The organism is Proteus sp. TSJ240517 (genome assembly GCF_047921575.1).
Lineage (GTDB): Bacteria > Pseudomonadota > Gammaproteobacteria > Enterobacterales > Enterobacteriaceae > Proteus.
This window is the reverse complement of record NZ_JBLRMH010000001.1, coordinates 34,177-53,625: the sequence shown is the minus strand read 5'-3', so window position 1 is coordinate 53,625 and position 19,449 is coordinate 34,177. Positions and strand designations below refer to the sequence as shown.

The window sequence follows — 19,449 nt, the reverse complement described above, 5'->3', positions numbered from 1 at the left end:
AACATCGCTCGTTATTATTTTATTTGGGTCTACTAAGTAAACAACTTTGCGAGGTGTAAGTATGTGGCAGAATATAGGTCGTTTACTGGAATCAAACTTAGGATTTTCAGCAAAGATAAACGAAAAAATCCACCTTTCTAGTGGCGATATTCATCATACATGGAAAATTTATTATGGTGAAACGCCAGTTTTTGTGAAATCTAATTTGCGTGAATTTCTGCCTAATTTTAAAAATGAAGCAGAACAACTCGAAATGTTGGCAAAAAGTCAAACCATTCGAACACCTCGGGTTCTTGGTATCGGTAATAGTAAAGATGCCAGTTTTCTACTCCTTGAATTTTTGCCTGTTCAACCATTTACACCTCATAGCGCCTACTGTTTTGGACAACAACTAGCAAGACTACATCAGTGGGAAGAGCAACCTAGCTATGGCTTTGATTTCGACACCCAAATCGATACAACACCTCAACTCAATAGCTGGGAAAAACGCTGGAATCACTTTTATTCTGAAAAACGTATTGGTTTTCAGCTACAACTAGCTTCCGAGAAAGGCATGATTTTTGGGGATATCGACGAGATAATTCAAATCATCAATCATCGCCTTGCTGATCATAATCCACAACCCTCTCTGCTTCACGGCAACTTATGGCCTAAAAACTGTGCTGCGATTGGTCAATCAGAAGGTACAGTATTCGATCCTGCTTGTTATTGGGGTGATCGAGAGTGTGATATCGCGATGTTACCACTTTGCACAGCAGTGCCTGCGAATATTTTCGATGGTTATCAAAGCGTTTGGCCATTATCAGATAAGTTTTTATCACGTCAGCCTATTTACCAACTCTATTTCTTCCTCAACCGTTGTAATTTATTTGGGGGCGAAGAAAATTATTTAGAAGTCAGAAAAATAATTGATGACCTATTAGCAACACCTTAATAGGAAAAGAGTGAAATAGCTCTGAGATAAGATACGTAAACTAAAAAATATAACCTCGCCAGATTCAGTTGTGCGAGGTTTATTTTTCCCTTCAGTTAATATCAATGAACCGTCCTCGTTCACTTTAAAGCAGTATTACCATCCTAAAAATTTCATCAAGAAATAACCTATTGCAATAACAACTAAAGGTGACAGATAAAGCACCATAATTTGAGTAAAGATAGTATGTCGCGGTAATTTGATATTTTGTTGCAACTCCTCAGCCGTCACACCACTTTTCATTGCACGTTCGATAATAAGCTGATCTTGTATATTTTCTTTCAAATATTTCACTTGGCGATAAATTCGTAATCCTGATGCGCTGAATGCTAAACCAATAAACATAAAAAGAAAAATGACAAAAAAAGTGATATTTTCTTGGCTAAATCCCATTTGAGTATTAGGGATAGGTGAATTTCTCCAGAAAAAACCTAAAAAAGGTGTGTTAAATTGCACCATTTCCGCTAATACACGAAAAAAGTCATTAATTACGGCATTTACACCATCACCACTTGGGCGTTGTATTGCAGCCAACCCTGTCAATGATACGGCTGTCGAAATAAAGGCAGGAATAAAAATAAGCCAGCCAAGTACACGCTTTAAAATGGCATACAATCCTGCATATTGATAACTCATCACATCCTCACTAGTAGAATTCGTCAATATTTATCTGTTTTGTTTATCGTAGTCTAATTAACGGCTAATACGACAATAAATTAATAGTAGCTATTCTCTCTATTTATTTTACAAAATAAATAAGAAACTGATTAAAAAGATTTTCCTTGTAACTCTTGCTACAATCGCCACTCGACAACATAGACCTTATTTATGGAGAGTAACATGTCTTTTAAATTCCCTATTGAAGCTGCAATATTTGATATGGATGGTTTATTAATCGACTCTGAACCATTTTGGCAGCAAGCAGAACATGAGGTCTTTGCTGAATTAGGCGTCGATTTATCCCTTGCATCGGCAATGCCCGATATGGTTGGGTTAAGAATAAATGAAGTCATTGATTTATGGTATAGAGCATCACCTTGGCAAGACGTTTCAAAACAAGAAGCAAAACAAAAAATGGTTTCTCGTGTTGTCAAATTGGTTGAAGAAACAAAGCCACTATTACCGGGTGTTGAACATGCCTTAGAGCTTTGCAAATCATCGGGGTTAAAAATTGCACTTGCTTCAGCATCTCCTGATTTTATGCTTGAGCGTGTACTTGAGTTGTTTAATATTCGTCATTACTTCTCAGCCGTCGTGTCTGCTGATGAATTACCACACAGCAAACCACACCCTGAGGTTTATCTAAACGCAGCTAAAGCACTTAATCTTGATCCTATCCACTGTGTCTCATTAGAAGATTCTCGCAATGGTATGATTGCTTGTAAAGGCGCAAGAATGCGCTCTATCGTTGTACCAGCAACAGAACAATTTAATGATAAACAATGGGGCTTAGCTGATGTAAAAATTGCATCACTCAATGAGCTAACACAACTGCATTTATTAGGCTAATTTCCATAAATAAAAAGGATATCTTGCCTTGTCAGATATCCTTTTTGTTCTATTTTTAATGTTTATCGCCTCGCGAGCCATTTTCTACTTTTAAGTATTCCTTTTATATATTTTGCTTACTGCCATTCGCTGTTATCTCACTTTTTAGTTTCTTATCCTAAATTCGATCATTTTTAAATCAATCAAATAAAATATCCCCGTTATTCCTTAATATTTAAGACAATTTTTATCTTTTTTGTCTGTTAGTTATCGTCAAAACCTTTTATACTTCATTACTGTATAAATGAACAGCAAACGAACAGATATGGAATGACAGCAGAAGGACATCTACTTTTTTCTGTGGCAACACTTGTGTTAGCACAGAAGCTTGAAATAACGCCAGCTCTTGCTGATGGTGATTGGTTTCACATGATCCCTGCTGTCTTATTAGGCTCACTTCTACCTGATTTAGATCACCCTGGCTCTATTCTCGGACGATTATTCCGTATTATTTCTCTGCCGCTATCAAAGCTCTGTGGTCATCGAGGTTTTACGCATAGTTTACTTGCGTTTTGTGGTTTAGCTATTTTGTGGGAAACCCAAGTTTCACCACGTTGGGATATTTCTGCCGATATCTTCCATGCCCTTTTATTGGGTTATCTTAGTCATCTCATTGCAGATATGTTAACTCCCGCTGGCGTTCCTTTCTTGTGGCCTTTGAAAATACGTTTTGCATTACCTATTTTAGGTAAAAAGAATAATAAAAAAGGCGAGAGATTTATCTCTGTTTTGATCCTTGTTGGCGCACTTTTTTTACCTCCACACCTTACTGTTACACTGCCTTCGCAAGTCAACAACTGGTTACAGATGTACCACGATAAGCGCACTAATTTTTAACACCCCCTGACAAAACCCTACATTTTTCTATTTATTTATAAATTCTTACATCTTTTTATGCCTACTTTCCTTGTTTTTATAACCAAACGATTATATAAAATAATAATTAATTATAAAAAGTTATTAACAATCCTGTTACCATATAACGAATTGATGCTGTTATATCCTTTCTTATTACCTAAGAACTCATATCGCATCCAATCGTTGAAATTATATAAATAAAGATCTCGTTGGAGAGTTAAGATGAATTTTCCGTTAATCATTAACGTACTCGTCTTTGTTGTGCTATTACTCATCTTGGCTAAATTAAGTCAACGTCAGTGGAGCCTTTCAAAGAAAGTTCTTGTTGGTTTAGTTTTTGGTGTCGCTTTTGGACTAGCACTACACGCATTTTATGACTCACACGATCCTATTATTAAAGAATCTATTCTTTGGTTTAATATCGTGGGCAATGGCTATGTACAGCTGTTACAAATGATCATTATGCCATTAGTATTTGCCTCTATTCTTAGTGCTGTAGCTCGTTTGCATCAAGCATCATCACTAGGAAAAATCAGTGGCCTAACTATTGGTACACTGTTATTTACCACCGCTATTTCTGCCTTAATCGGTATTGTTATTGCTAACCTATTTGGCTTAACAGCAGAAGGCTTAGTACAAGGTGAACAAGAATCACAGCGCTTAATTGCGCTTGAACAAAATTACATGGGCAAAGTTTCTGACTTAACGATGCCACAGCTTATTTTGTCATTTATTCCTAAAAATCCATTTGCTGATTTAACAGGTGCAAGCTCAACATCGATTATTAGCGTTGTTATCTTTGCAACTTTCTTAGGCATGGCTGCATTGAAATTACTCAAAGAAGACCAGCCTCGTGGTGAGAAAGTTTTAGCCGCGATTGATTGCCTACAATCATGGATCATGAAGCTGGTTCGCATTGTTATGATGCTAACACCTTATGGTGTAATGGCTCTGATGACTAAGGTTGTTGCAAGCTCAAATATGCACGACATCATTCAATTAGGAAGCTTTGTTGTTGCCTCTTATGTTGCTATTGGCTTAATGTTTGTTGTTCATGGATTACTGGTCAGCTTCACGGGTTTAAACCCTATTAAATTCTTCAAAAAAGCGGGACCTTTATTAGCATTTGCATTTACAAGCCGCTCAAGTGCTGCAAGTATTCCGTTAAATATTGAAACTCAAATTAAACGTGTTGGTGTTCCTGAATCTATTGCAAGCTTCTCATCATCTTTTGGTACAACCATTGGTCAAAATGGTTGTGCGGGTATTTACCCTGCGATGTTAGCTGTTATGGTTGCGCCTACCGTGGGAATTAACCCATTAGATCCAATGTGGATCGCAACTTTAGTGGCTATCGTGACTGTTAGCTCTGCTGGTGTTGCTGGCGTGGGTGGTGGTGCAACATTTGCAGCCCTTATCGTTTTACCTGCAATGGGCTTACCAGTGACATTAGTTGCTCTGTTAATCTCAGTAGAGCCGTTAATTGATATGGGACGTACAGCATTAAACGTTAGTGGCTCAATGACAGCGGGTACAATCACCAGTCAAATTATGGGACAAACGGACAAAGCAGTCTTCAACCAAGATGAAGAAACTGAACTTACCGTAAAATAAACGTTATCTACCTCTATTGATAAAGCCAGTTCATTTGAACTGGCTTTTTTTTGTATCTATATTAAGTTACCTATCTTCTATCTATGCAATTCACCAATATCAATAAAAAACCTATAAATATAACAAGGTAAAATCGTGCAAAAAATTATGCGAGTTTTACGTAAACTCTATAAATATGAAAATAGCCAATATGATCCAGAACGCCAAGTTTCACTGTATCCCCTTGATATTCTTTCAGACAAAGACCAAACCTTATTATCTGAGGCCAATTGGCAACCTAATATCATAGAAAAATTTGCTGATCACACTGATGTTATTTCGAAATTAAATAGCTTAAAGAATGATCCATTACTCACCCAAAAGCGTTGCTTAGATGCTTTTGTTGCGGGTGTTGGAGGCAGTTATCTTAGAGGTCGTTCTGTTCTAGGGGCTTTTCATAAATTACAAAATCTGCCATTACATAATTATGAAGAAAAACCTCAATATGCCTGCTGTTGGGTTTGTAGTGATGGGGATCAGCAAAAACATATTAATGACAGCTATTTTCAATATTGCCTCTATTACGGTAATTCTTATACGGGCAATCCTTCCTATGCTTACTTGAATTTAAAACATCTACTGACCGTCGCTCCAGTCAGTCCAACACTCGCAGATAAAGAGATCTTTAAGCAATTACTCCATTTATTACGCCAAGCTCCTGAAGATGAAACTCCGGGTAAGTTTGAAAAGCGGTTAAATGAAGCTAAATTAATTTCTGGTGATAAATATACCAAACGAGGTATTTTGCACTCACTTGCCTTAGTTGGTGTTATTCCCAATGCCTATATTCCATTATCTTTGGATCATTGGGCTAATTTCGGCGATATTACCATTGCAGAAAATCAACTTAATAACACAAAAGGTCGCTCTGATATGGAAATGCCGTGGGCGGGCTGGAAAGGCAGTCTTAAAATTGATGAGGAAAAAATGGTGACATACTTTGGCGAGTATTTAGATTAAAGCCCTATTCTTCACAAATAGAAAGCGCCCAATACTTTCATATTGAGCGCTTTAATTTTTTGAGAGTTGGCGATTAAACTCTCAATCTTATTTCAGATACTCACCATTGCGCAGTGCTTCAATACGCTTATCTAATGGCGGGTGAGATAAAAATAACTCGCTGAATGACTTATTACGGCCATTAATACAGAAAGCCATCATGCTACTTTCTTCTTGCGGCTCGTAACTCGTTTTCAAACGTTGTAATGCAGCTATCATTTTCTCACGGCCAACAAGCTTTGCAGAACCAGCATCCGCATGGAATTCACGATAACGAGAGAACCACATTGTAATAATGCTGGCAAGAATACCGAATACAATTTCCAGAATCATTGAAACTCCCATATAGACCCATGGGTTTCCATTGCTATTTTCACTCTCTTCATCATTAGAAATAAAGTTAGCAACAAATTGAGCGATGATACGAGAAATAAAGATAACGAAGGTATTCACAACACCTTGCAGCAAGGTCATGGTTATCATATCACCATTAGCAACATGGCTAATTTCGTGGGCAATAACCGCTTCTGCTTCATCACGGCTCATACTAGCTAACAAACCAGTACTCACGGCCACCAGCGAAGCATCACGACGAGCACCTGTCGCGAACGCATTAATATCAGGTGCGTCATAAATTGCTACTTGTGGCATTTTAATACCGACTTGTTCAGATTGTCGTCTTACCGTATCTAATAACCAACGCTCTACTTCTGAAGTTGGGTTTTCAATAACTTGACCACCCACTGAACGTAATGCCATCCATTTTGACATTAATAGTGAAATGAATGCACCACCAAAGCCAAATAAGCCTGCCATGATCATCAAGCCTTGAACACTACGACCTTGTATACCTGTTAAAGATAAGATGATCCCAAAAACAAACATAACGGCTAAGTTTGTTAACAGGAATAAAGCAATTCTCATCATATTGATACTGTTCCTATTTTATCTAATTATCACATTGCTAAAGCTGTCTTATAAATAAGGCTTTTTCAGATTTTATCAAGCCTTTTAACTTATTTAATATTAAAAACGATATAACTTTACATTTTGATAAAAAAATAGCCAGTGAACACCTAATATTAGGCATCATTTAAAACTTAAATATAAAGTGTGATTGATAATAGATGATATGAATTTTCTGTTTTGTCGAACGGAAGGAATTTATTTAAGAAAGGCTTGTATTGTTTAATATCATAACAATGGGTTTACCATAAAAAACAGCGCAAGTTGGCATATAGACGCCATCTTTTACGATAATCGATAGAGCAGCTATCTCTGTATTTTTATGCACGACTCACAATGTATGCAAGTCGTGCATCTGATACGAGCAATAAACTCAATTAACGCTATAGATTACATTTTAAAACGATATGTTGTTGTCATAGAGCCAGACAATGAGTGAGCTCGTTGTGAGTGACCATCATAAAGTTTTGGTGTGGTATAGTCGTTTTCTTGCTGGTGGTGCCAGCCAATACCACCGCTTAAAGAAACAGAAAGATTCGCGGTTGGTTTCCAGTAGCTAAATAAACCAAACTGTCCTTGTTTTAATCTTTCGCCAGAATAGCTGAATTCACTATAGTTGGTACGCGCGCCAATAGACAGCTCTTTGCTAACTCTGTATTCAGCTTCCAATGCACCCATAACCTCACCATCACGTACATAGTCGATATCGGCGTAAGCTGGTGAGTTAAAGCGTCCACGGGTATTACCAATTGGGTTACGAGCAAATTGACCAACACCATTAGCTTTTTCTGCATCGGTATACGTCACGCCTGTACGTAATGTCCATGGTGACTCAGGAATGCGCCATTCCATAGTACCTGCAAAGTGCCATGCGTCATTATCAAAGTTACGTTTACCCTTATTGGCATCACTTAATGTACGTTTACCATCACTGCCGTAATCATGATAATAAACAACACCGCCAACAGTAACATCTGAGGTTAATTTATATTTTGCTTCTAAACCATGTTGACGGAATACATCATCCGCTTGACCATAGAAATAAAATACTTTTAACGGTTTGGAGTTGTAGTTAATGCCACCCGTAAGAACATGATCGATATTATGTCTAACACCATTACCATCACTGAAATACATTCTGTCGATATTTGGGCTATCACGACGCATTACTTTTCCGTCAAGGAATAGTAAATCTAAGCTCCAGTCGCCCATTGCTGTATTAGTTGCATAACCATTGTAGCTGTTTAATGATAAACGCTGTGAGTTTGTAAAAATACCGGTATTTTTCAGTGTAAACCACCCTGCTTTACCGTTAATTAATACAGGATCTAAATCGAATTTAACTTTTGCAAAACGTTGACCAATTTTGTTATAGCCTTTTGCATCGCCATCATCATTATATAAAATTGCACGAGAGGCGAAGTCTTTACTTGCACCTAATTTGATACCACCATAATAAGAGACATCAAATCCTAGAATGCCACCTAAATAACCTGATCTGAAATCAGCTTGGAAGTTTTGCCCCCAAGCATTAGCAACTTGCTTTCTGTAGCGTTGCTCTTCTTTATCAAAACGGTTTTCAGTTTTCAAGTATTTCCACATATTGATTGTAGAAAGTTCAAGTTCTGAATCTGAAATAAACGCACTTTCTTTAATTGAGTCTTCCCAATTCGCAGCATTAGCAGCGCTTACCGCTAAGAAGCAAGGAGACAACATAAACAATACTATTTTTTTTACTTTCATTTAAATGCAACCTGGTTAATAAATATTTGAATTAAGTTATACTGACTTATATTCAGCAAGTTTAATAAAACACCATTTCTTTATTTAGCTAAAAAATAACCTTTGATTAAATTTATAGTTGCACCATTTTCAAGCAATAGAGTCATTTTTTGGCGTAAAAAATCCAATATGGATATCTCACCATATTTATATTCACTTATTTTTTTGCAATAAAATCCTATAAGCAAATTATAGATTATTTGCCTTTAGTCATTATCCCTTACGTAGAGAACCTTACTCTGAAAATATATTATTTTAGTTATGATATGTTGCTCTAAAAATATATTTTTGAACTTATAGAATAAAGATAACTCATCATTTAGGTAAGATTTTAGCTAACGCGTCAATATCCAAAAATGACGCAAATATTTCATAATCTGTATACTATAGTAATCTTATGTCAATTTTAGAGATCATTGTCACAACATGTTACATTTATTACAATAGATATGCCTTCAAATGAGATCTTAATCACAATAAATAATCCCTTTATCTTTTCATTCCACTTATTAGATAAGAAACTCACTTCTTATCTAAAAATTAACCTAGTATTCTCTCTATAGCTTACAAAACTTATTCAAGATATATTTCGAATTAAAAATTAAGTGACATAAAGTAAAATTTAAATATCCATTTATTAATAATTATTTATATTACTGGTAACTTAATATAGTGAATAACTAAAAATATGAAGGGTCCTATCCAAGAAGATATTATTGGTTTTGTTAAGACGATTTTTGATGAAAAGCCTGATGAGCATTGATTGGCAATGATAATCTTATATCTTGATCAATATAAATACAAAACCCCCCAGCAATTGGTTATCCAACTATTGGGGGGTTACTTTAAGTATCCGTTGTTATAACTGATAACTTAATTTAATAATTTCTTAGGCTTAAGCACTTTTGAGAGATCAACCGCGATTGCAGCAGTTTCATCTAAATAAGGATCTGGCCCCTCATAATCCTTAGGCAAATCATCGAGTGATTTCAACGCAGGCTTACCCTCTAATTTAAAACGCTCATTAATGCGGTTTAATTTAATGGCTTCCAGCTCTTTGTTTTCTTTCTCTCTTTCAGCGAAGTTTAAGATAACAAATTTATCTTCACCTTTTGCTTTAGCATCGTTATAACGCTGAATATCAGTAAAGATGTATGAAAACTCTCTGTCATTTGCAATACGCTTAGTATGCTGTTCAGTTAATGGTGCTAACGCCGCTTTCAGCTTGTCTGAATACTCAGATAGCTGATAGCTTGCTGGAGAGATACTATCCCAAGGCAATGCGTTATCTTCAAAACTTTCACCCATTTCAGCACTATCAAAGCTTGGTAACAGCAAATCAGGTGTTACCCCTTTAAGTTGAGTACTACCACCATTAATTCGATAGAATTTTTGAATAGTGTATTGCACTGAACCTAAACCAGGCCAATCAGGGCTTAGCATTTGATCGTAAACACGGGTTAATGGGCGATATTGCTGAACTGTTCCTTTACCGAACGTTTGCTCACCGACAATTAATGCTCGTCCGTAGTCTTGCATTGCAGCAGCAAAAATTTCAGAGGCAGAAGCACTAAAGCGATTCACGATAACAACCAGTGGCCCTTTATAATACACGACATCATCTTTATCGAAATCTTGTCGTACACGACCATTATTATCTCTGACTTGCACAACGGGACCACTTGGAATAAATAATCCTGAAAGTGAAATCGCCTCGGTTAATGCTCCACCACCATTGCCACGCAAATCAATGACTAAAGATGAAACATTATCTTTCGCCACTTTTTGTAACTGTGTTTTTACGTCATTGGTTAAGCCAACATAGAAGCTTGGAATATCCAAAATTGCAACTTTATCACCGTTAATTACTTTTTCAGTTAGCTTAACAGCTCTGTCTTCTAAACGGATTTGCTCTCTGACTAAAGTGATTGTTCTTGGTTTAGCGCCTTTCTCATCAGAAATAACTTCTAATTTTACTTGGCTACCTTTCGGCCCTTTAATCAAAGCAACGATATCATCAAGTCGCCAGCCGACAACATCAACCATCGTTTTATTTTGTTGCCCTACAGCAATAATTTTATCGCCAACTTTCAACTCTTTGCTTTTTGCAGCGGGACCACCCGTTACCATAGAGTTGATCATAGGATAATCATCATCCATCTGTAATACAGCGCCAATGCCTTCTAAGGATAGACTCATTTCAGAATCAAAGGCTTCGGTATTTCTTGGTGATAGATAACTTGTATGAGGATCAATTTCGCGGGCGAATGCCGACATAATGATTTGGAAAACATCTTCGCTTTGGCTTTGCGTTTGACGACGTAATGCAGCTTTATAACGCTTAGTGAGTGTCTCTTTAACTTCGCTATCTGTTTTTTCAGATAGTTTCAGCGTTAGCCAATCATATTTTACTTTTTCATCCCAAAGTTTATCTAGCTCAGCTTGAGTTTGCGGCCACGGCGCTTTTGTTCTATCTAACTCAAACTTATCTTGACCAGTTAAATCTATGGGTTTATCTAGGCGGTTTAAAGCATATTGAAAACGTTCAAAACGTCTTTTTTGCGCTAAATTAAAAAGATCATAAAGGGGCTGAAGCTCACCTTTTTTCAGATATTCACCTACTTTGGTTTTTTCTTTATCAAATTGGGCAATATCTGATGCTAGCAACACATTGTGGCTATAATCTAATAAATTAAGATAGCGATTAAAAATCTTTTCAGAAAAGCTCGCATCTAGCGAGAACTGACGGTAATGAGAGCGTTCAAAACGAGAGGTTACTCGCTCGCTCACGGTAGAATGCTGTGGCTCTTGCTTTAAGTCGGGTAACTGATCAATAGTTACCATTGCTGGAGTGGCTGGTTTTTCAGCCATCACAACAGAAGTGCCTGTTAACGTTAATCCGATTGCAAAAGCCACATTTAAAAGTTTGTTCATGCTCTGGTTGGCCTCCGTATCAGAACTTTAAATGTTCCGTGCGTACATTCATTGCCAAACCGTTAGGCAATTGTACACGTACACCCTCTTTCGCTATCTCTAGCACTGTCGCGTCCATCACGCTGCTACCAACGTTAACTTTCAGCGATTGACCAACAGTAAGAACTGATGTGTCTTTCACTGGAATTAACTTTTCAGTATTTTGGCGTGGTGGTGCTTTACGAGGTGCTTGAGTCGCTTTTTGAGGACGAGGCTGCCGTTTTTCACCCTCTTTAGGTGGCTGACGACGCGTATTATTTGGCTTTTTCGCTGCCGGACGTTTGCTGGTCTCCTTATCACCTTCAGCTTCGCGCTTCTTAGCACGTTGTTCTGCTCTCTGAGCTTGAACGCGCGCCTTAGCTTCTGCTAATTGTGTACGAGCATGTTCAATATGCTCAGCTTCCAGTTCGCCGCAGTCATTACCATTCAAATCGACACGTTTTGCTCCTTCTTTAACTCCATAAAGGTAGCGCCAACTTGAGGTATATAAGCGTAATGCCGAACGTAACTGTGTTTTACTCAGTTGAGTTTCATCTTTTAGATCTTCAACAAGATCTTGAAAAATGCCAACTTTCAAAGGGCGAGCTTCGCCCTCAGCGATAAAACACTTAGGGAAACGTTCAGCTAAAAAAGCGATGATTTCTTTACTACTATTCAACTTAGGTTGATTTTCCATGAAATTTCCTGATTACAACGGTTTTGCCAACCAGCGCAGGCATGAACAAGCGACATTATAATAGTGTTGCCAACAATTTCTATGGCAAACGCCTGTTAACTTACACAAAATTCACAATATTTTGCTGTATGACAAGTTTTTAAATGCTCGCAGAGCACGTCACACAACGCTTTAAGCCCATTTTCATCTTTTTTATCAAAACGATCAAAAATAGGACTATCAATATCGAGAACGCCGATAATTTGTCCATTTACTTCTAACGGGAGAACAATTTCAGACTGACTTGCACTGTCACAAGCAATATGACCACTAAATTGGTGAACGTCGCTTACTCTTAAAATTCTGTTTTCAGAGTATGCAGTTCCGCAAACTCCTTTCCCAAAACCTATTCTGACACAAGCAATTTTGCCTTGAAATGGGCCAAGGACTAATGAATCACCATCATTAAGATAAAACCCAACCCAATTTATCGTATCTAACTTCTCGTAAAGAAGCGCGCTGGTATTAGCAAGTGATGCGATAAGATCATTTTCACCAGACAACAAGGCTGACAAATTATCAGTGAGTTCCTGATAAAAAAGCGATTTTGGCATCATTAAACCCTATTTGCGTAACTAAAATAGATAACATACTCGTAATTTAGCCTATTTTATCTTGAGGTTGAATACTCCATTTTCAAGAATTGGGTAAAAAAACGATAATATTCACTTAACACCCACAAAAAAAATCAGACACTTTGTATTGTAAAATGAAAGGCATAAATATAATAAAAATGATAACTTGTGAACCATTGAGTATAGGTACTTTTTTTTAGCTTAATCAAACGATAACTCTTGAGAAAACCAACTTAGGCGAATTAACGAGCAACATAGTGAACAATATCGCAACAAAGGAAAAAAAATCAATACGCTGTCAGGAGTGTGATCACCTCGTGACACTACCTCTCACATTGAAGCGTGGAGAGGATGCCTATTGCCCACGTTGCCAAGCCAAACTCGCATCTTATCGATATTGGTCATTAACTCGTCTACTTATTCTCTCTATTACAATGCTTATTTTGGCATCAATAGCATTTACTCAGCCACTAATTAAAATTCATCTATTAGGCACGATGATAACGGCGAATGTGCTTGACGGTATTCGCATGATGTCAGAGCAAGGCTCTCCTCTTACAGCAACGATGGTAGCTTTTTGTGCTATTGCTGCACCACTTAGCCTCCCCATCGCTATTTTATATCTTCATTTAGGATCTCGCTTACGCCTTAATCTTCGCCCAGTCTTATTAATGTTAGGGAAATTAAAAGAATGGGTAATGTTAGATGTCTATTTGATTGGTCTTGGTGTTGCAACAATAAAATTAGGTGACTATGCAACCGTCTATATTGGCAATGGCTTAATTGCTTTTGTTTCTTTAATGATACTCAGCTTATTAATGCTAATTAACATTAATATGGACCAACTTTGGCAACGCTTTTATCCACAAAAAGAAATAGAAAAAAGCCCTGCGACTTGCCATGCTTGTCATTATCATTTTAAAAGAACACCATCAACACACTGCCCACGTTGTAAATCTTGCTATACCCCAAGACAACCAATGAGTTTACAAAAAACATGGGCGGCATTAATTTCAGCAATAATTTTACTCATACCTGCAAATTTATTACCTATTTCTATTTTCTATTTAAATGGTCGACGTAGTGAAGACACTATTTTTTCAGGTGTGCTTTCCTTAGTGAATTCAGGCAATACTCCGATCGCAGTTATTGTTTTTATTGCCAGTGTTTTTGTGCCTTTTTTCAAAATTATAATTATGCTGGGCTTATTATTAAGCATTCATTTTAATTCTCGTATTGACCCCCTACTTCGAATGAAACTATACCGTTTTGTCTCTTGGATAGGTCGATGGTCAATGCTTGATCTCTTTGTGATTGGGCTGATGATGTCATTGATTAATCGAGATCAATTGATGACTTTCACAATGGGACCAGCGGCTTTTTATTTTGGTACTGCGGTTATTCTTACTATCCTTGCCGTTGAATGGTTGGATAGTCGTTTACTATGGGATACTTATGCAACAAGAAGAAAACGACGTTCAGGACACACAAGCCCAAATACGCCGTAAGCGTAAAATTTCGACATTTTGGCTACTCCCTGTTATCGCCATTTTTATTGCTAGTTGGTTGCTTTTCCAACATTGGCAAGATAAAGGCGTACAAATCACGATTGATTTTCAATCCGCATCAGGAATTGTCTCTGGCAGAACACCTATTCGTTATCAAGGCGTTGATGTGGGTCTTGTTAAAGATGTCACTTTAAGCGATGACTTACGTCGAGTTATTGTTACAGCTGATATCCGCAAAGATCTCGCGACTACACTGCGCAAAAACACACAGTTTTGGTTAGTTACACCTAAAGCCAGCCTTTCTGGCGTATCTGGGCTCGATGCTTTAGTTGGTGGTAACTATATCAGCATGTTACCGGGTGACGGTGAAAAGCAGTTTAAATTTATTGCTCAGGAAGTTCGTCCTCAAGCTAATATTGATAAAAATCAGCAGTTAATAACGCTAACGACAGAGAAACTGGGATCACTCAATGTTGACTCTCAAGTTTATTATCGCCAAGTTCCTGTTGGTAAAGTATATAGCTATGCGATTCGCCCTGATAATCAAGGCATTTTTATTGAACTTAGTATTGATAAACAATACGCCCACTTAATTCGCCAAGATAGTCATTTTTGGAACGTCTCGGGCTTTCAAGGTAATTTCAATTTAAAAAGTGGCGTATCAGTGAAAATGGAAAGTGTTTCTGCTTTAATCAATGGCGCAATTGCGTTTGATTCCCCAGAAAACAGCCCTCCAGCACAAGAAAACCAGCAATTTGTTTTACAATCAGCAACCTCCGTAGATGCGGGTAAAGCAATATATGGCGAAGATGGATTAATCATTTCTCTAACCAGTGAAGAAAGTTGGGGCGTCGATGCAGGACAACCTATTCTTTTTAGAGGAATTACTATTGGACAAATCATTCAGCGTAATATGAGTGATGATGGGGTTATTTTTGATGCAATTATTGCCCCTGAATATAAACATTATATTTATGAAAATAGTAAATTTGTTGCCAATAGCCGAATTAACGTCAATATGGGTCTAAATGGCATTGAAGTTCAAGGTGCGACACCTCAAGAATGGCTTGAAGGAGGCATTCATCTTATTCAAGGTACTAAAGGAACACCTAAAGAACAGTATCGCCTTTATCGTAACGACTTTTTTGCTAAAGCCAGTGTTGATGGTAATGAATTACCCGTGACACTCACTTTAAAAGCATCAAGCCTTCCTGGGATACAAAAAGGTTCAGTGGTTCTTTATCATCAATTCCAAGTCGGTGAAATTACTGATGTTCGACCTTTAATGGATGAATTTGATATTGATGTTTATATTTCAAAGCAATATCGCCATCTGCTTACAGAAAAGAGTGTATTTTGGACTGAAGGGGCAGCTAAAGTCTCTGTTAATGGCTCAGGATTAACTGTTGAAGCAACACCACTAAATCGCGCATTAAAAGGCGCAATCAGTTTTGATAATTTCGAAAATATCAATAATAACGTTTCACGTTACAAACTCTATCCATCAGAAACTAGCGCACGAGCTATCGGTGCTCAAATTACTTTAAAAACATATGACGCAAGCAAACTCTCTGAAGGAATGCCTATTCGTTATTTAGGCATTGATATTGGACAAGTCGAATCATTAATCCTTTCACCAGATAGAAAAGCAGTGACTGTATCTGCTGTTCTCTACCCTGATTATGTCAAAACCTTTGCGAGATCAGGCAGTCGCTTCGCTGTTGTTACTCCCGAATTAACAGCATCAGGATTAGATAACTTAGATTCACTTATACAACCTTATATTAAAGCAGAACCAGGCAATGGTGGCGTATATCGTCAATTTGAATTGCAAACATCTAACATTACAGACTCACGCTATCTCGATGGATTAAACCTTGTGTTAAATGCCACTGAAGCGGGTTCGGTACAAATTGGTACACCAATTTACTACCGTGGTCTTGAAGTTGGCGCCGTAACAGGTCTTGAACTAGGAAACATGTCTGACAGAGTATTAATTCACATCCGTATTAGTAAAAAATACCAATACCTAGTTCGAAATAATACTGAGTTTTGGCTCTCATCGGGATATAACTTCTCGTTTGGTTTAACTGGCGGCGTTATTCGTAGTGGTACATTCAAGCAATTTATACGCGGGGGGATCACTTTTGCAACCCCCCCTTCCACACCATTACAAGCGAAAGCAAAACAGGAACAGAATTTCATTTTAAATGATAAAGAACCCAAAGATTGGGATGAATGGGGAACAGCAATACCTAAACCTTAAAAATTAGACAATTCTGCCCTATTTCAGATAATTTATTTAAAGCGGATCACAAAAAATGATCCGCTTTTTTTATTTCCAAAAAATATTTTGGAAATAGATTCCATTTATACTATGCTTAATTTTGTTCGGTCAAAAAGCATTCTTTAAAATAAATGCCACCAACAAAACACAACAGAACACAACAGAACACGACATCGCTTAATCCGGAGTTTTATTATGAAAAAGACAACGTTGAAAATTGCTTGCTATGAAATTGAAGATATTACTTTGAAACACTCTTCTGATAACCAATTAACTTATATTCATATTCCATGTGATTATGACAAAGAGTTTTGCATGCAATTAGATGGATGGGATGAAAATACAAGTATTCCAGCCCAATTAAAAGATAAAAATATTCTGCTTTATCGTCATGCTTATGATAAAGATAATCACCACTGGATCTTAAAAGTGGCATAACGAGATGCTAAAGCGAAATAACATAAAAAAAGCCAGATAAATCATTTATCTGGCTTAGGGAAATGGCTCATTGCGAGCCGTGCGCTAAAAAGTAATTGTTGATTACTGCATAAACAAAAATCGAGGACTAACTCAGACTTTTCTATCTCACAACCTACTGTTAAATATTAGCTAACAATATGTAAAGATCCAGTAAACAAACTAGTAGCACACCATTTTCTATTCAAAAAATCTTTGCTTTTAATTTTTATTATTTAAATCAATACGATAAAAATAAAAAATCTTAGTCATATTATCAATCACTTGATTAATTACTCTCACAGAGCAACTTAATCGCATTCTGTATCACTTCTACTGATTTTTTCTTTTCAGGTGCATTAGGATCTGGCAGTAAAATAACATCAATTAACTGTGCTTTTACTTTCCCACTTTCCATTTGTTTCATTGCAATTTCATTAAGTGGATACTGCATCAGTGTTGCTGGATTAATCACAAACCAAGCACCATCAGCACGGCAATTGAGCATCACTTCTTCTCGAGTAAATGGCCAATCGTCACCAAATTGAAGTTTACTGACCGTTGAAATAGGTGCCGCCGAGAATGCTTGAAAAGAGAAAAGCATTAACATTCCCGCTAATAAAAAACGTTTCATGTGGATGTCTCACTTAAGAAATTAGGTTTTTTCGATTATATAACAATCTATACGGGTGAGTTAATCGCAAAGATGGCTACAGTAAAAATAACCATTGTTCCAAGTAATAGTTCAAACCAACTATTTACTAGCAACCATTGAAAGTTATTTTTCTTACGGATATGAGGAACTAAGACATAACGATTGATTACAGCTAGGCCAAGCATTAACACCACTAAGCTAATTTTAAGCCATAACATACTTTGATATTCAGATGATAATTGTACTGCTGGCCATTCTGGAATTAACATAACGGCACTGATAACACCAGTAATAATAACCAATAAAACAGCAATATGACCAAAAAGTGAAAACCGCTTCATTGTACTAATGATAGGTTTGATCATTCCATCTGCAAGCTCGTCTTTATTCCGTAAAAATTGCAAACAAGCGACAAATGGCCATAAACCACCAAACCAATAGGCAGCACTAATAAGATGAATACTTTGGTTAACTTTGTAAAATATCGCTTCTGATCCTGCAAACATGGCACCATGACCAATTGATGCATGTAAGATCAACATAATTGAAGCAACAATTAATAAAGAGAAGTTACGTATATAACGTTGGTGTATAAATAAAACGGCTAATGCAACGGTTGCTAATACCAATTGCCATTGCCAAACTTGACCAAATGAAGTACCTAATACCGCTTTCCATATTTCGAATGACCAAGCGTCTTCCCATCCATTTCCCATAATACCAGATTGCACAACCATCCATAAATAAGTCGTAATAAAGACAGTGACAGTACTAATGGCTAATGCAGGGCGCAAACGGACTTGAATAAGAGGAATGAACTTATCTTTTGCAAGAATGGCAGCCGAGAAGCTCAGTCCGAACATAAACATGACTGCCACGAAATGGAAAAAACGGCATAAAATATAAACGTCTTCAGGTGTCATTATTTTACACTAAATTGATAAGAACCTTTTGTCTTGTGCCCATCAACAGAAACAACGTTCCAATTAACTAAATAATTACCTTCTGCTAAATCACTTTCTAAAGGCAATAATAATTTAGTGTTGTTAACAGGATCTAAACTCAGTTTTCCTACGGTAATTTCTTTACCGTCGCTATTAGTGACTTTAATTTTGCTAAAGGCTAATTCAATACCTTCAGAAAAGTCTAGTGTGATAACTTTAGGCGCTTGCGCTTGTTCAATAGCAGCACCTTCAGCAGGTAACTGTGATTTTAAGTGTGCGTGTGCTAATGCTTGTTGGTATGACATACCAAGGAATAAAACAGCAATAGCCGATAATTTACCCCAAGATGTCTTAAGTGTATTTAATGACATAATAACCTCTTAAATTACAGGTGATTTTTTTATTTATGAAAATATTTTATAGCAAATTTACGTCAAGATCTTCGCTTCTTGATATTAGAAATAAAAGGTTGTGAACTAGCACTCAAAATATATGTTATTTAGACCAGTTTCTGTTTCAAATATCACCCATTTTTACACTTTGAGAAAATATAATAC

The 19,449-nt window shown here is 36.9% G+C and carries 17 protein-coding genes; 8 read left to right on the top strand and 9 right to left on the bottom strand.

The features are described from left to right. Positions 1 to 61 precede the first annotated feature (61 nt). Complete coding sequence (locus ACNARN_RS00280) at positions 62 to 934, top strand: fructosamine kinase family protein (RefSeq protein ID WP_198632334.1); 873 nt, start codon at positions 62 to 64, stop codon at positions 932 to 934. Positions 935 to 1,069: 135 nt separating this feature from the next. Here ACNARN_RS00280 and ACNARN_RS00275 read toward each other — a convergent pair whose 3' ends face one another. Continuing rightward, positions 1,070 to 1,609: a YniB family protein gene (locus ACNARN_RS00275; RefSeq protein ID WP_109372526.1), complete on the bottom strand. Its 540-nt coding sequence runs from the start codon at positions 1,607 to 1,609 to the stop codon at positions 1,070 to 1,072. 204 nt (positions 1,610 to 1,813) lie between these two features. Between ACNARN_RS00275 and hxpB the strand changes: the two genes are divergently transcribed. The 4 genes from hxpB (at position 1,814) to ACNARN_RS00255 (ending at position 5,992) form a co-directional block, all read left to right on the top strand. After that, positions 1,814 to 2,482, top strand: coding sequence for a hexitol phosphatase HxpB (hxpB, locus tag ACNARN_RS00270; protein WP_198619646.1), 669 nt, complete (start codon positions 1,814 to 1,816; stop codon positions 2,480 to 2,482). Positions 2,483 to 2,791: 309 nt separating this feature from the next. Beyond that, positions 2,792 to 3,358, top strand: coding sequence for a metal-dependent hydrolase (locus tag ACNARN_RS00265; RefSeq protein WP_198619647.1), 567 nt, complete (start codon positions 2,792 to 2,794; stop codon positions 3,356 to 3,358). A gap of 243 nt (positions 3,359 to 3,601) precedes the next feature. Further along, a complete protein-coding gene (locus ACNARN_RS00260) occupies positions 3,602 to 4,993 on the top strand; it encodes an L-cystine transporter (protein ID WP_198619648.1) in 1,392 nt (463 codons plus the stop codon). Positions 4,994 to 5,128: 135 nt separating this feature from the next. Further along, positions 5,129 to 5,992, top strand: coding sequence for a hypothetical protein (locus tag ACNARN_RS00255; RefSeq protein WP_311747726.1), 864 nt, complete (start codon positions 5,129 to 5,131; stop codon positions 5,990 to 5,992). Positions 5,993 to 6,079: 87 nt separating this feature from the next. Here ACNARN_RS00255 and htpX read toward each other — a convergent pair whose 3' ends face one another. The 5 genes from htpX to ACNARN_RS00230 all read right to left on the bottom strand — a co-directional run bounded on the left by htpX (position 6,080) and on the right by ACNARN_RS00230 (position 13,021). Continuing rightward, a complete protein-coding gene (gene htpX / locus ACNARN_RS00250) occupies positions 6,080 to 6,958 on the bottom strand; it encodes a protease HtpX (RefSeq protein WP_368887736.1) in 879 nt (292 codons plus the stop codon). A 429-nt stretch (positions 6,959 to 7,387) separates the two neighbouring features. Next, positions 7,388 to 8,740 carry an OprD family outer membrane porin gene (locus ACNARN_RS00245; protein WP_198619649.1) on the bottom strand — a complete coding sequence of 451 codons (1,353 nt, stop codon included), beginning with the start codon at positions 8,738 to 8,740 and terminating at the stop codon, positions 7,388 to 7,390. A gap of 912 nt (positions 8,741 to 9,652) precedes the next feature. Continuing rightward, the gene (gene prc, locus ACNARN_RS00240; RefSeq protein ID WP_109372531.1) at positions 9,653 to 11,713 is read right to left on the bottom strand and encodes a carboxy terminal-processing peptidase; all 2,061 of its coding nucleotides are present in this window, start codon (positions 11,711 to 11,713) and stop codon (positions 9,653 to 9,655) included. Positions 11,714 to 11,732: 19 nt separating this feature from the next. Next, positions 11,733 to 12,428, bottom strand: coding sequence for an RNA chaperone ProQ (gene proQ, locus ACNARN_RS00235; RefSeq protein ID WP_023582406.1), 696 nt, complete (start codon positions 12,426 to 12,428; stop codon positions 11,733 to 11,735). Between the two features lie 95 nt (positions 12,429 to 12,523). Further along, positions 12,524 to 13,021 carry a GAF domain-containing protein gene (locus ACNARN_RS00230; RefSeq protein WP_088495806.1) on the bottom strand — a complete coding sequence of 166 codons (498 nt, stop codon included), beginning with the start codon at positions 13,019 to 13,021 and terminating at the stop codon, positions 12,524 to 12,526. Between the two features lie 278 nt (positions 13,022 to 13,299). On the opposite strand from ACNARN_RS00230, the gene yebS reads away from it, so the two are divergent. From yebS to ACNARN_RS00215, 3 genes are all read left to right on the top strand, one after another. After that, positions 13,300 to 14,550 (top strand): membrane integrity lipid transport subunit YebS, encoded by a 1,251-nt coding sequence (gene yebS / locus ACNARN_RS00225; RefSeq protein ID WP_198619650.1) that lies wholly within the window; start codon positions 13,300 to 13,302, stop codon positions 14,548 to 14,550. Further along, on the top strand, positions 14,498 to 16,816 hold the full coding sequence (locus tag ACNARN_RS00220) for a PqiB family protein (RefSeq protein WP_198619651.1): 2,319 nt from the start codon (positions 14,498 to 14,500) through the stop codon (positions 16,814 to 16,816). Before yebS ends, ACNARN_RS00220 begins: the two co-directional genes overlap by 53 nt. Positions 16,817 to 17,032: 216 nt before the next feature. After that, positions 17,033 to 17,275 carry a DUF1480 family protein gene (locus ACNARN_RS00215; RefSeq protein WP_023582410.1) on the top strand — a complete coding sequence of 81 codons (243 nt, stop codon included), beginning with the start codon at positions 17,033 to 17,035 and terminating at the stop codon, positions 17,273 to 17,275. A 307-nt stretch (positions 17,276 to 17,582) separates the two neighbouring features. On the opposite strand, the gene ACNARN_RS00210 is transcribed toward ACNARN_RS00215, so the two are convergent. From ACNARN_RS00210 to copC, 3 genes are read right to left on the bottom strand one after another with little or no spacing between them, the layout of a single operon-like run. After that, the gene (locus ACNARN_RS00210) at positions 17,583 to 17,927 is read right to left on the bottom strand and encodes a YebY family protein (protein WP_109372534.1); all 345 of its coding nucleotides are present in this window, start codon (positions 17,925 to 17,927) and stop codon (positions 17,583 to 17,585) included. A gap of 47 nt (positions 17,928 to 17,974) precedes the next feature. Then, positions 17,975 to 18,871: a copper homeostasis membrane protein CopD gene (copD, locus tag ACNARN_RS00205; protein ID WP_198619652.1), complete on the bottom strand. Its 897-nt coding sequence runs from the start codon at positions 18,869 to 18,871 to the stop codon at positions 17,975 to 17,977. Beyond that, positions 18,871 to 19,263 (bottom strand): copper homeostasis periplasmic binding protein CopC, encoded by a 393-nt coding sequence (copC, locus tag ACNARN_RS00200; protein WP_023582413.1) that lies wholly within the window; start codon positions 19,261 to 19,263, stop codon positions 18,871 to 18,873. The genes copD and copC overlap by 1 nt, the downstream gene beginning before the upstream one ends. Between the last annotated feature and the right edge of the window lie 186 nt (positions 19,264 to 19,449).

Bases quoted from the DNA above. Each gene is read 5' to 3' on its own strand.
- ACNARN_RS00210 (WP_109372534.1), bottom strand. From the start codon at position 17,927: ATGAAACGTTTTTTATTAGCGGGAATGTTAATGCTTTTCTCTTTTCAA.
- copD (WP_198619652.1), bottom strand. From the start codon at position 18,871: ATGACACCTGAAGACGTTTATATTTTATGCCGTTTTTTCCATTTCGTG.
- proQ (WP_023582406.1), bottom strand. From the start codon at position 12,428: ATGGAAAATCAACCTAAGTTGAATAGTAGTAAAGAAATCATCGCTTTT.
- ACNARN_RS00245 (WP_198619649.1), bottom strand. From the start codon at position 8,740: ATGAAAGTAAAAAAAATAGTATTGTTTATGTTGTCTCCTTGCTTCTTA.
- ACNARN_RS00215 (WP_023582410.1), top strand. From the start codon at position 17,033: ATGAAAAAGACAACGTTGAAAATTGCTTGCTATGAAATTGAAGATATT.
- ACNARN_RS00230 (WP_088495806.1), bottom strand. From the start codon at position 13,021: ATGCCAAAATCGCTTTTTTATCAGGAACTCACTGATAATTTGTCAGCC.
- prc (WP_109372531.1), bottom strand. From the start codon at position 11,713: ATGAACAAACTTTTAAATGTGGCTTTTGCAATCGGATTAACGTTAACA.
- hxpB (WP_198619646.1), top strand. From the start codon at position 1,814: ATGTCTTTTAAATTCCCTATTGAAGCTGCAATATTTGATATGGATGGT.
- ACNARN_RS00220 (WP_198619651.1), top strand. From the start codon at position 14,498: ATGCAACAAGAAGAAAACGACGTTCAGGACACACAAGCCCAAATACGC.
- ACNARN_RS00265 (WP_198619647.1), top strand. From the start codon at position 2,792: ATGACAGCAGAAGGACATCTACTTTTTTCTGTGGCAACACTTGTGTTA.
- htpX (WP_368887736.1), bottom strand. From the start codon at position 6,958: ATGATGAGAATTGCTTTATTCCTGTTAACAAACTTAGCCGTTATGTTT.
- ACNARN_RS00275 (WP_109372526.1), bottom strand. From the start codon at position 1,609: ATGAGTTATCAATATGCAGGATTGTATGCCATTTTAAAGCGTGTACTT.
- ACNARN_RS00280 (WP_198632334.1), top strand. From the start codon at position 62: ATGTGGCAGAATATAGGTCGTTTACTGGAATCAAACTTAGGATTTTCA.
- copC (WP_023582413.1), bottom strand. From the start codon at position 19,263: ATGTCATTAAATACACTTAAGACATCTTGGGGTAAATTATCGGCTATT.
- ACNARN_RS00260 (WP_198619648.1), top strand. From the start codon at position 3,602: ATGAATTTTCCGTTAATCATTAACGTACTCGTCTTTGTTGTGCTATTA.